11 protein-coding genes are annotated in these 11,419 nt (G+C 68.9%); 7 read left to right on the top strand and 4 right to left on the bottom strand.

The genetic code is table 11. The annotated features are described in order from the left end of the window. Window positions 1-12 precede the first annotated feature (12 nt). The gene (locus HD592_RS00050) at window positions 13-813 is read right to left on the bottom strand and encodes a GNAT family N-acetyltransferase (RefSeq protein ID WP_184451177.1); all 801 of its coding nucleotides are present in this window, start codon (window positions 811-813) and stop codon (window positions 13-15) included. 108 nt (window positions 814-921) lie between these two features. On the opposite strand from HD592_RS00050, the gene HD592_RS00045 reads away from it, so the two are divergent. The 4 genes from HD592_RS00045 to HD592_RS00035 all read left to right on the top strand — a co-directional run bounded on the left by HD592_RS00045 (window position 922) and on the right by HD592_RS00035 (window position 5,738). Further along, window positions 922-2,334: an alpha-amylase family glycosyl hydrolase gene (locus HD592_RS00045; protein WP_343058689.1), complete on the top strand. Its 1,413-nt coding sequence runs from the start codon at window positions 922-924 to the stop codon at window positions 2,332-2,334. Next, the gene (locus HD592_RS12030) at window positions 2,315-2,620 is read left to right on the top strand and encodes a hypothetical protein (RefSeq protein ID WP_246429947.1); all 306 of its coding nucleotides are present in this window, start codon (window positions 2,315-2,317) and stop codon (window positions 2,618-2,620) included. Before HD592_RS00045 ends, HD592_RS12030 begins: the two co-directional genes overlap by 20 nt. A gap of 158 nt (window positions 2,621-2,778) precedes the next feature. Continuing rightward, window positions 2,779-3,687, top strand: a complete 909-nt coding sequence (locus tag HD592_RS00040) for a DMT family transporter (protein WP_343058688.1) — start codon at window positions 2,779-2,781, stop codon at window positions 3,685-3,687. 110 nt (window positions 3,688-3,797) lie between these two features. Continuing rightward, complete coding sequence (locus HD592_RS00035; RefSeq protein WP_184451175.1) at window positions 3,798-5,738, top strand: HAD family acid phosphatase; 1,941 nt, start codon at window positions 3,798-3,800, stop codon at window positions 5,736-5,738. Between the two features lie 157 nt (window positions 5,739-5,895). Here HD592_RS00035 and purB read toward each other — a convergent pair whose 3' ends face one another. Together purB and HD592_RS00025 are read right to left on the bottom strand one after the other, a co-directional pair. Next, window positions 5,896-7,377: an adenylosuccinate lyase gene (gene purB, locus HD592_RS00030; RefSeq protein WP_184451174.1), complete on the bottom strand. Its 1,482-nt coding sequence runs from the start codon at window positions 7,375-7,377 to the stop codon at window positions 5,896-5,898. Between the two features lie 100 nt (window positions 7,378-7,477). After that, window positions 7,478-8,251, bottom strand: coding sequence for a fructosamine kinase family protein (locus HD592_RS00025; RefSeq protein ID WP_184451173.1), 774 nt, complete (start codon window positions 8,249-8,251; stop codon window positions 7,478-7,480). 216 nt (window positions 8,252-8,467) lie between these two features. On the opposite strand from HD592_RS00025, the gene HD592_RS00020 reads away from it, so the two are divergent. After that, entirely contained in the window at window positions 8,468-8,824 is a 357-nt protein-coding gene (locus tag HD592_RS00020) for a hypothetical protein (RefSeq protein WP_184451172.1), read from the top strand. Further along, entirely contained in the window at window positions 8,808-10,505 is a 1,698-nt protein-coding gene (locus tag HD592_RS00015; RefSeq protein WP_221437776.1) for a hypothetical protein, read from the top strand. The genes HD592_RS00020 and HD592_RS00015 overlap by 17 nt, the downstream gene beginning before the upstream one ends. Before the next feature lie 6 nt (window positions 10,506-10,511). Here HD592_RS00015 and HD592_RS00010 read toward each other — a convergent pair whose 3' ends face one another. Then, the gene (locus HD592_RS00010) at window positions 10,512-10,895 is read right to left on the bottom strand and encodes a phage holin family protein (RefSeq protein WP_184451170.1); all 384 of its coding nucleotides are present in this window, start codon (window positions 10,893-10,895) and stop codon (window positions 10,512-10,514) included. 123 nt (window positions 10,896-11,018) lie between these two features. Here HD592_RS00010 and HD592_RS00005 point away from each other — a divergent pair. Then, on the top strand, window positions 11,019-11,419 hold a 401-nt coding region (locus HD592_RS00005), incomplete at its 3' end, for an aminotransferase class I/II-fold pyridoxal phosphate-dependent enzyme (protein WP_184451169.1).

Below are 11,419 nucleotides of genomic sequence, written 5' to 3'. Positions count from 1 at the left end.
AAAGGAGAGGGCTCAGGCGGGCGCGCTCCGGGTGAAAGGAGTCGTCCCCGTGACCGCGACGAGCCCGGCCCGCTCGAGGATCCGCTTCGACATGGGCGTCGAATCCGAATGGAGGTACTTCTTCCCCATCCGCAGGGCGGCCCTCGCCCTCGCCGCCGTCAACGCGCGGTAAATGCCGCGTCCGCGGAACTCCGGATCGGTGACGCCGCCCCACAGGCCCGCGCACTCCGTGCCGAGCACCGGCTCGACGCGGCCGCAGGACACGATCCGATCCCCGACCCGCGCGACCCACACCTGAGGGTCGGGGATCCCCGCCGAGCGCGCGTGCGCGATGTCGTCGAGGACCTGCTGCGCCCGATCCGCATCGGGGGCGTTGCCGAAGAGGCGGTCGGCCGTCTCAAGGGCGTCGCGGATCTGAGCCGGGCCCTCCAGCATCGCAAGCTCCACGCCTTCGGCGTCGGGCGCTTTGGCGAGGGCCTCGGCTGATCCGATCATCACGGTCTCAGGCTCCTCGGCGGAGAACCCCGCCTCCGTGAGCGCATCCACCAAACCGGGGGTCTCGTCATGCGAGCGGGTCTTCCACTCGATCGACTTCACCCCCGCGTTCTCGAAGGCGGCGAGAACCGAGGGCAGCAGGCGCAGGAGCGAGACCGCCTGCTTCGCGTCAGGGCGGCCGTAGGTGACGAAGCCCCTCCTTCCGGGGAAGACCGCGCAGTGGAGCGGACCGATCCTCCACACGACCTGAGCGCCGATCGTTTCGGCGCGCGTCCGCAATTGGTCGTCGTAGACCTTGAGCAGGGCACTGGCGAACATGCGCAGAGTCTACGTCCATCGACCCCATTTGACATGGGGAAATCAACGTTATTCGATCGGTGCGAAGCGAAGAATCGGGATGGATCCGAGCGACGAGGGGAATGTGCAGTGAGTCACTTGAAGGATGGGGAGTCGGGCGCCTGGTGGCGCAATGCCGTCGCCTACCAGGTCTACGTCCGCTCCTTCAAGGACTCGGACGGCGACGGCCTCGGCGACCTCGCGGGAGTGACGCAGGCCCTGCCCGACCTCGCCGATCTCGGCGTCGATGCCGTATGGCTCAACCCCGTCTACCCCTCCCCTCAGCACGACCACGGCTACGACATCGCCGACTACCGGGACATCAACCCCGAGTACGGCACCCTCGAGGGTTTCGACGCCCTCGTCGAAACCGCCCACGGGCTGGGCATCAAGGTCCTCATGGACATCGTCCCGAACCATTCCTCCAATGAGCACGAGTGGTTCCGGGCGGCGCTCGCCGCCCCCGCGGGCTCCCCCGAGCGCGCCCGCTACATCTTCGCCGAGGGCGAGGGGGCGGGCGGTGAGGAGCCTCCGAACGACTGGCCCTCGATCTTCGGCGGCTCCGCCTGGGACCGCGTCGATGACGGGACGGACGATCCCCAATGGTTCCTCCACCTCTTCGACTCGACCCAGCCCGATTACAACTGGCGCAATGAGGAGGTCCGCGAGGAATTCCTTTCCGTCCTGAAGTTCTGGTTCGACCGGGGAGTCGACGGATTCCGCATCGACGTTGCACACGGCCTGGTCAAGGCCTCTGAGATCCCCCGAGGCGCGGGCGCCGACGAGTCGGTCCTGTGGACCCAGCCCGAGCTCTTCGAGGTCTACGCCTCCTGGAGGCGGCTCGCCGAGAGCTACGACCCGCCGAAGTACTTCGTCGGCGAGGCCTGGGTGAAGGACCCCGAGCTCCTCGCCCGCTTCACCGCCCCGGGTGAGCTCCAGCAGTCCTTCGCCTTCGACCTGCTGGTCCAGCCCTGGTTCGCCCACCGCCTGCGCACCTCGATCGAGCGCTCCTTCGAGGTCGCCGGCGCCGAGGAGGGCCCGGCCTGGGCCCTGGCGAATCACGACGTCTTCCGGCTCGTCACACGGCTCGGTCAAGTGCCGATCGACAAGGATCCCGACCCCTTCGACATGCTCGCCGATGCGCGTCGCACGACCGAGGTCGACCTCGCCCTCGGGACCCGTCGGGCGCGTGCCGCCGCCGCGCTCATGTTCGCACTGCCGGGCACCGTCTACGTCTACCAGGGCGAGGAGCTCGGCCTCGATGAAGTGCTCGACCTGCCCGACGAGGCGCGCCAGGACCCGATGTGGCTGCGCACGAATGGCGCGGAACTTGGCCGTGACGGCTGCCGCGTGCCGCTGCCGTGGAGCGGTGGGGGGCGAGACGATGGGGTTCGGCCCCGAGGGCGGGGCTCGCGCATGGCTCCCCCAGCCCGAGCGCTTCCGAGCGCTGGCCCGCGAGGTCGAGGCGAGGGATCCGGACTCGATGCTCTCCCTCTACCGTGAGCTCGCGCGCCTGCGCAAGCGGCTCCTCGACGATGCGCACCGGGTCGAGTGGATCGAGACGGGGGATCGGAACCTGCTCGCCTTCCGCGCGGGTGCGCTCGTCTGTGCGACGAACACGGGTGACGAGGACGCCCTCGTCGCGCTGCCCGCAGGAGCGCGTCCCCTCCTGTCCACCGCCTCCTCCCCCTCCGTCGAGGTCATCACTTCTTCGCGTCGAGGGGATCTTGTTGACAATGCGGTTCCGGCGAATTCGACCTCGTGGTGGGAACTCGTGCCGCGGTCCTGAGCAGACGCCGACACTCTGCCCGAGCATCCGAGAAGGCGGAAGGAGGAGCGCATCTCCTCGATGCACAAAGGTGATGACCTCGACGCGAAGAAGTGATGACCTCGGCGAAGAAAGGTGATGACTTCGGTGAATCGGGGGCGAGACTCTACCCTGGTCCGGTGAGCTCGCGCCCGATCCTCCTTCCCGCGCTGGCCCTCACTGTCATCACCGCGGTGTGGGGCTCGACCTTCTTCATGGTGAAGGACATCGTCGTATTCACGACTCCGCTCGACTTCCTCGGCGTGCGCTTCGCGATCGCGGCGCTCGCGGTTATCGTGCTGCGAGGGCGCAGGCTCCTCACCTGTTCACCCACGACATGGCGCAGGGGCCTGAGCGCGGGGGCGGTCTACGCCGCCGCGCAGATCGCCCAGACCTACGGTCTGAAAACGGCCGACGCCTCCGTCTCCGGCTTCATCACGGGGATGTACGTCGTCCTCACCCCCGTGATCCTCTTCCTCGTGTTCCGCGTCTCGACCCCGGCGCGGGTCTGGGTCGCGACCATCCTCGCGACCGCCGGACTGGCCGTCCTCAGCCTGCAGGGCCTCGCCCTCGGAACCGGAGAAGCCCTGTCGTTCCTGGGAGCCGTCCTCTACGCGATCCACATCATCGTGCTCGGCCGATGGGCCGGACAGGAGAAGGGGCTCGACCTCGCGGCCATCCAGATGATCGCGATCGGAGCGATCTGCGGCGCCGCGGCACTCCCCGGAGGGATCGGCTTGCCGAGGGGCGTCATCCCCTGGGCCGAAGTGTTCTACATGGCCCTTATATCCGGCCTTCTCGCCCTCATCGTCCAGACCTGGGCGCAGGCGCGCATCCCCGCAGCCCGGGCCGCGGTCATCATGACGACCGAACCCGTCTTCGCGGCCCTCTTCGCGATCCTCTTCGGCGGTGAATCCCTGAGCGGCCGCCTCCTCCTGGGCGGAGGACTGGTCCTCGCCGCGATGCTCCTCGCCGAACTCGGACCGACGGCCTCCCCGCGCCCCGCGCGGGACGGGCGACGAGGGCGCGACGCCGCCGGCGAACGGTAACGAACGGTAACAATCGAAGCGGAGGCGGATCCGGGCCTCGATTCGAAAAGCCCCTTCGGAATAAAATGCTCTCCCCGTCATCGCAGTCGAACAACACATGAGGAGACACCGTGGTCCCTGAATACTGCGTCGAGAATCTCGCCCGAACGGGCGGTCCCGTCGCCCTCGTCATCGGCATCGCCCTTGCCGCAGCTGTCGTCGGCTCCCTGCTCGTCACCCGCAGGAGGCACGGCGGCATCGTCGCGCTCGCCGTACTGGCGCTCGTCCCCATGCTCGCCCTCGTCCCCGGCAGGGCCGAGGCCTCCGCCTCGAAGACCTGCCCCGATGGCTACCACTACGTGGCGGCGAAGGACCGCGCCCCTGGAGCCGGACAAACGGTCGTCCCCGCGCCCGGGCCCTTAGAGGATCCGGAGAACCCCGCCCCCGAACCGCCCCCGGCGCCCGAGCACCGCTCCGACTACGACGAATCGTGGATGACGCCGCGCACGCGCTTCGTCCTCGCAGCGGACGGGAGCAGCGGAATCGGCGCCAGCGGTGAGGACCTGCCCAACTGGGACATCGCGCGCAACACGATCCGCGCCTACATGAACGCCGGTCGTGACGGCATCGCGAACAAGACCGAATCGCCCTACATCACCGACGTCACCTCCATCGCCGCCGCCAAGGCGGAGGAGATCGCGGCCGACTGCTCCGCCGCCAAGGCCGCGGGCAAGAAGCCCGCAGCGGTCTTCGACGCGGACGACACGACCCTGTGGACCTACGACATGGAGGACGGCGCGATGCACTTCGCATTCACGCCCGCCAAGCAGCAGGAGTGGTTCGATCACAACCAGATGCCCGCCACCCCGGGCATGGTCGCCCTCGTGAAGAAGGTCCACGCAGCCGGATGCGAGATCATCGGCCTCACCGGGCGCAACGACGCGCAGAAGGACTACACGATCCAGAACCTCACCGATGCCGGCTACGTCGACGACGGGGGAGCGCCCCTCTTCGCCGCCGACAGGTACTTCACGAAGTTCCTCAAGACGGCGCCGATGCCCGACTACCTGAAGGCCCAGGGGCGCTGCGACGCCGCCGCGAACAAGTGCACGACCGTCCAGTTCAAGGCCGGAACGCGTCAGCACATCATCGAAGACCTCGGCTACACGATCGTCGGGAACTTCGGCGATCAGTGGTCCGATCTGCAGGGGGGCTACGCCGACAAGTGGATCAAGCTGCCGAACGCCACCTACTACCTTCCCAGCCCGAACTTCCCCGAGACGGAAGCGGCGGATGCCGCGGCCGGAATGGCCCCGGCGCAGAGCGCCTACGACCTCGTGCCCGACGGTTCGAGCGGGAAGGCCGAGGGCGTCAAGGACTACATGGTCCCGAACATGGACGTCGTGAAGGCGACCATCCGCGCCTACTACAACGCGAGCCCGGACGCCGCGCTGGGGCAGTACGTCGCGAACAAGACCGAATCCTCCTACATCAGCGACGTCACCGCGGTGACCGCCGCCGCGAAGGAAGAGGTCGTCGCGAACTGCAAGGCCGCGGTCGCCCGCGGTGACAAGCCCGCGATCACCCTCGATGCGGACGACACGACCCTGTGGACCTATGACATGGAGGAGTGGCTCGAGTTCAACTTTTCGCCCGAGAAGCAGATCGAGTACCTGAAGACGAACTACCACGCGCTGCCCGCGACCCCCGGCATGGTGGACCTCGTCACCGCCGCGAAGGCCGCCGGATGCGAGCCGATCGGCCTGACCGGGCGCAGCGACGACCTCAAGGAGGTCACTCAGCGCAACTTGACCGAAGTCGGATACCCCTCGATCCCCTCGGAGCTGTACTTCACGAAGAAGTCATCGATGGCCTCCGAACTGCCCTCGTGGGTGTCGTGCGCGAAGGACAAGTGCACGACGGTCGAGTTCAAGTCCTCGGTGCGCAAGCACATCGAGAACGACCTCGGCTACCGGATCGTCGGGAACTTCGGGGACCAGTACTCCGACCTCATCGGCGGTTACGCCGATGTCGCCTACAAGCTGCCGAATCCGACGTACTACCTGCCGTAACCCGTCGTAACAGGCGCCGTTGACGTGAAGAGCTCCCCGCGACCATCCGGTCGCGGGGAGCAGTCGTCTTGATGCTCGCGTGAGGTTGATGCTCGCGTGAGGTTGATGCTCGCGTGAGGTTGATGCTCGCGTGAGGTTGATGCCTGCGTGAGGGGGATCAGTCCGCGTTCGTCCCGGCCCGCTGCGCCCAGCGGGCGATCTCGGGCGAGAGGCCGATGTAGCTCGCGGGCTCCAGGTCGAGGAGGCGCTCCTCGACCTCGGCGGGAAGGCCGAGCCCCGCGATGAACCCGTGCATCTCCTCGGCCCCGACTTCGTGGCCGCGGGTGAGCTCCTTGAGGCGCTCGTAGGGGTTGGCCATGCCGGTCGCGCCCGCGATCGCCGCCGCCCGCATCGCCTGCTGGACCGCCTCGCCGAGCACCGCCCAGTTCGCGTTCAGGTCCTCGGCCATGCGGGCCGCGTTGATGTCCACGCCGTCGAGGCCGCGCACGAGGTTGTCGTAGGCGAGGATCGAGTGGCCGAGCGCCACACCGATGTTGCGCTGCGTCGTCGAGTCGGTGAGGTCGCGCTGCATCCGGGAGGTCACGAGGGTGGCGGCCAGGGAGTCGAGGAGGGCGGCGGAGACTTCGAGGTTCGCCTCGGCGTTCTCGAAGCGGATCGGGTTCACCTTGTGCGGCATCGTCGAGGAGCCCGTCGATCCTTGGGCGGCGAGGTTCTGGTGGAAGTAGCCCATCGAGATGTAGGTCCAGCAGTCGGTCGCGAGGTTGTGGGCGATGCGCCCGGCGCGCGCGACATCCGAATAGAGTTCGGCCTGCCAGTCGTGGGATTCGATCTGGGTCGTGATGGGGTTCCACGTGAGTCCGAGGCCCTCGACGAAGGCCTTCGCGATGCGCGGCCAATCGGCGCCGGGGACGGAGACGACGTGGGCGGCCCAGGTGCCGGTCGCCCCGTTGATCTTCCCGAGGTACTCGGTTGCTTCGACGCGGGCGATCTGACGGGCGAAACGGCGGGCGAAAACGGCCATCTCCTTGCCGATCGTCACCGGGGTCGCGGGCTGGCCGTGCGTGTGCGCGAGCATGGGGACGTCCGCGCCGGCCTCGGCGAGACGGAGGAGGCGGTCTTCGAGGGCGCGGGCGGCGGGCAGCCACCCCTGCTCGATCGCCGCTTTGATCGTGAGCGCGTAGGCGAGGTTGTTGATGTCCTCGGAGGTGCAGAAGATGTGGACGACCTCGCGCAGCCCCGGCAGGGAGGATTCCTCGCCGAGGGCGGGGGCGGCGTTGGCGAGGTGTTCGCCGATGAGGTACTCGACGGCCTTGACGTCGTGGCGGGTCACGGCCTCGAACTCGGCGAGACGGGCGATGTGGGCCTCGGAGAAGTCGCGGGGGAGGGCGCGCAGGTATTCGCGCTCGGCGTCGGTGAGCATGGGGGCGCCCGGCAGGACGCGGTGGTCGAGGAGGTGGATGAGCCATTCGATCTCCACGTGGACGCGGGCCCTGTTGAGGCCCGCCTCGGAGAGGTGATTGGCGAGCGGTGCGACGGCCGAGCGGTAGCGGCCGTCGAGGGGGGACAGGGGTTCGCCGTGCGCGGCGAGGTCGGCGTAGCCGTGATTCGGGGAGAAGAGGGAGGACCAATCAGCGCTCATGGCCCCATCATTCCAGAATCCGCCCCCATTTCGGTCCGCCTTCCGCCCGATGCGCTCGGAGTGCTCGGGGAGGCTCGCCGAGGGCGGGGCGCGGAGCGCTTCAGGTGAAACGACGAACGATCCGCATGCAGTCGCCGACGTAGGCCCCGCCGAAGAGGAATGCGTGCACGAAGAGGATGTGCAGGCGGTGGAGGTCCACCCGCTCGGCCCGGCCCGCTTCGAGCGGTGAGGCCTCGTCGTAGGCGGCGAGGATGCGCTCCAGGTGGGGGCAGCCGAAGAGCCCGAGAGCGGCGAGGTCCTCTTCGGCGTGACCGCCTTGAGCCGCCGGATCGATGAGGACGGCACCGCCCTCGGTCCACATGACGTTCCCCGACCAGAGGTCGCCGTGCGTGCGCGCGGCTCGCCCGCTCCTGCTGACGAGTGCCGGTTGGGAATGATCGAGCTCTCCCGATGCGAGGCGTTCGCAGAGTCTGTCGATCGCGATGCGGTCCGCGCTGGTGAAGGGCGCGCCCTTCACGTAGGGGAGGAGGCGGTGCTCGGCGTAGAAGGCGCCCCAGGAGCCGGTGGCCTCCTCATCGAGGAGGGGGAGCGGCGCTTCGCCCATCCATCCGGCGCCCGTGTAGCCGGGCGGCGGCGCCCCGAGGTGCGAGGCCCCCGCGGCGTGCGTGCGCGCCAGGGCGCGCCCGAAGTCCTCGGCGGCGGTCCGGGTCGGGGGTGCGGACACCAGGTGCTCTTCACGCAGGCGGGTCGGTGAGCTTTCGAGCACGCGCACGACTTTCGCGCCCTGCGGGCCCGCTTCGGCCAGCCAGGCGAGCCCCGAGGCTTCGAAGGCGATGCGCCCGGGCCGTTGATCCGTCTTCGTCCACTGCCGCATCGTCCCTCTCCCTCTTTTCAGTGATGGCGCCCGGCCCATCGGGCCTCCCCGGCCTGCCCCGACTTCTCCGGATTTCTCCGGCGTCCCCGGAGCTCCGCGTCCACAGGAGCGCGGGCAGCGGCGGAATCCACATTCTCTCATCGCCCGTGCGCCTCCTGAAGGGGCGCGCCCCTACGGTCGCTGATATGAAGGATCACTCGGACGAACGGGGGGACGATGAGCCTCGCGATCCTCAATGCGCAAGAAGCGCTGCGCCTCATGAGCCTCGTCGACGATGAACTCGCCTCCGTGGCGGCGTCGCTCGCCGCGATCCGCCTCGACTCATGGGAGGGAAGCGCGGGCGAGGGGGCGAGAACCGCTGTTTCGGCGGTATGCGCCCAAGTGAGCACGGCACAAGCTTCCGTGCGCCTCGCCTGCGCGGCCCTCGCGGGGGAAGTCAGCTTCCTCGAGACCGTGGAGGCACAAACGTGCTGGCGGGCCGCGGCGGCGACCATGGATCCCTTCCTCACCGCGCTCGGGTCGGGGAGCGGGACGGGCGTCGCGGGAGGCGGGGGGCTTGAAAGTGGATGGTGATCTTGAACGGGTCCTCGTCACGACGGGCCGCGTGCGGGTCGACACGGAGGAACTGCGCCGCGCTGCGATGCGCCTCCGGGAGATCGTGGCGGAGCTGGAGCATCTGGCCGCGGGCTGTTCACGAGCGGAGGAGCTCGCCTCGAGCAGCGTCTCCCTGGTTCCGCAGGCGTCGAGGGCGGCGGTGGACGCATGCGGATGCGCGCGCACCGACGTGCTGCGCTTGCTGCGCATGGCGGAGGGCGGTGCTGAACGCCTCGCATTCGCCTCGGCGATCCTGGACATCGCAGAAGGCGAGGCTCTCCGGCTCTTCGCGAGCGATGGATCACTCAATGTCCCGGATTTGAGCGGCGGGGCGTGGGGCGCACGCCTCGATCCCCTCGTGGCGCTCCTCCCCGGTGCGCGTCTCCTTGAAGACCGGGTGCTGATCGCCGATCTTGGGCTCGCCGTCTGGGCCTTCGCCACCGGCAAGGGCGATGGGATGGTCGGGCCGCGATTCGAGTGGGACGCCCTGCTCCTCGGGGGGAGGATCGCGGGGCCGGGGTGGTTCGGGCGCGGTGGAGGGGGGACCCGGCGGGCCGCTCGAGTGGCCGGCGCGTGGGCCCTCGTCGCGGGGGCGCTCGTCCATGGGCGGAGCCGTGGCATCGAAGTCATCGGACCGATCTCAGGGCCGAGTGCGAGTCGTGGCGCCGGCGGATCCCCGGAAGGCGGATTCGGGGGAGGGGCGGAGTCGCCGGTGTTGGGCGCCGGCGGCGGGTTCTCAACGGGGGCGCCGGAGGCGTCCGATGCTCGTGTGAAGGCGAGGGGATACTGGACGGGAGTTGGAGCCGTTCCCCTCGTGGCGCGCTTCGTCGTCTCTCGCATGCTTCCCCGCGAGGTCGTTCTCGTGGGCGCGAACGTGTCGGATGGGGCGTCGCCTGCTCCTGCGGCGCCGACCGGGCACGCCACTCCTCGCACTCCCTCGGAGCTGCTCGGCGAGCTTTCGGACCTCCCTTCGGGCGGTGAGCGGGGCGGCTTGAAGATCCTCAAGCATGAGACGCCCCTCCCCGATGGCCGGATGCGGACCTCGTGGAGCGTCGTCATCCGCGGTACGCAGAGGTGGGGTGCGGGCGGATCGAATCCGCAGGACATGCTCACCAATCTCCAAGAGGTGGCCGACGTCGAGTCCGATCAGTCCCGCGCTGTCCTGCGGGCGATGGAGATGGCCGGTATCGGCCGGGGTGAGCCCGTCGAATTCGTGGGGCATTCCCAAGGCGGGATCGTGGCGGCGCGCCTCGCCTCCGACCCTGCGGTGGGTGCGCGCTATTCGGTCGTTTCGGCGTTGACGGCGGGATCGCCGATCGCCGCTTCCTCGCCTCCGGCGGGCGTGGGTGTTCTGGCTTTGGAGAACACCCGGGACATCGTTCCCGCCCTCGACGGCGCGGGCAATGCCGAGGGCGTGGTGACGGTCCATTTCGACGGGCGAGGGCGTTCCGGCGGGAGTCCGGGTGTGCCCGCGGCCCATGACCTTGCGACCTACAGGTCGCTCATGGCCGATATCGAAGAGGGGTCGGGGGCGAGTGGGGAGGACCCGTCGTTCGCCCCCGTGCGCTCGTGGGAGGCGGCGAGGGCGGAAGGGCTCGGCTTGAATGATCGGACGAGGACGACCGAATTCCGCTATGAGACGCGACGGATCCTGGACTGAAGCCGTTCAGTCGTTCTTCCCGGCGCCGACGAGCGAGGCGATGATCGAGGACACGATCGCCGTGATGAGCGCGCCCGCCAGGCAGGAGAGGAAGCCGCCGGTCGACAGGGCGAAGCCCAGCCTGGTCGACAGCCACCCCGTCAGCATGAACATGAGGGCGTTGGTGACCAGGGCGAAGAGCCCGAAGCTCAGGAGGTAGAGTGGGAAGGCGAGAGTCTTGACGACCGGTTTCACGATCGAGTTCACGAGCGTGAAGACGAGGGCGATCACGGCGAGGGTGAGCAGGTTGGCGCCGGTCGTCGAGCCGGTGGCGAAGGCGATATCGGGCACGATCAGGGTGGCCGCCCAGATGCCGGCCATGGTCGCGATGAGGCGGAGCAGGAATTCCATGCCCCCAGTCTTCCCCAGCATCGCGGAGCGCGCACGCGATGGCGCCCGGATGATGCGGGGGCGGAGGGGGCCGCAGTGCGAATACCTCGTCCTTCTTCGCCGAGAGTGCGGTAGGACTGAGTCATGAGCGAGCTCAAAGTTCCGATCCGACCCGCGGTCCGGGCCCTGCCCCGATACGCGCCCGGCAAGAGCGCCGAAGGCGCGGTCAAGCTCTCCTCGAACGAGATGCCGCTACCGCCCTCGGCGACGGTGACGGAGGCGATGCGGCGCGCCCTGGAGGCGGTGAATCGCTACCCGGATCTCACCGCGGTCGCGCTCCGCGGGGCCATCGCCGTGCGGCACGGCGTCGATCCCGATCAGGTGTGCATCGGGACCGGTTCCTCGGCGCTCCTCGTGGCGGCTCTCGGCGCGGTGTGCGAGCCGGGCGATCGCGTCGTCTACCCGTGGCGTTCCTTCGAGTCCTATCCGATCGCGATCCCGGCGAGCCACGGGGTCGGAGTTCCGGTGCCCCTCGACTCCGAGGG

The sequence above is a fragment of the Schaalia hyovaginalis genome (assembly GCF_014208035.1).
In the GTDB taxonomy this organism is placed as follows: domain Bacteria; phylum Actinomycetota; class Actinomycetes; order Actinomycetales; family Actinomycetaceae; genus Pauljensenia; species Pauljensenia hyovaginalis.
Note: the sequence above shows the minus strand (reverse complement) of the source record. Positions and strands in the feature narration are given on the sequence as shown.

Excerpts from the sequence above, each read along its gene's own strand:
- HD592_RS00025 (WP_184451173.1), bottom strand. The coding sequence starts at position 8,251 with ATGCGGCAGTGGACGAAGACGGATCAACGGCCCGGGCGCATCGCCTTC.
- HD592_RS00010 (WP_184451170.1), bottom strand. The coding sequence starts at position 10,895 with ATGGAATTCCTGCTCCGCCTCATCGCGACCATGGCCGGCATCTGGGCG.
- HD592_RS00050 (WP_184451177.1), bottom strand. The coding sequence starts at position 813 with ATGTTCGCCAGTGCCCTGCTCAAGGTCTACGACGACCAATTGCGGACG.
- HD592_RS12030 (WP_246429947.1), top strand. The coding sequence starts at position 2,315 with ATGCTCTCCCTCTACCGTGAGCTCGCGCGCCTGCGCAAGCGGCTCCTC.
- HD592_RS00020 (WP_184451172.1), top strand. The coding sequence starts at position 8,468 with ATGAGCCTCGCGATCCTCAATGCGCAAGAAGCGCTGCGCCTCATGAGC.
- purB (WP_184451174.1), bottom strand. The coding sequence starts at position 7,377 with ATGAGCGCTGATTGGTCCTCCCTCTTCTCCCCGAATCACGGCTACGCC.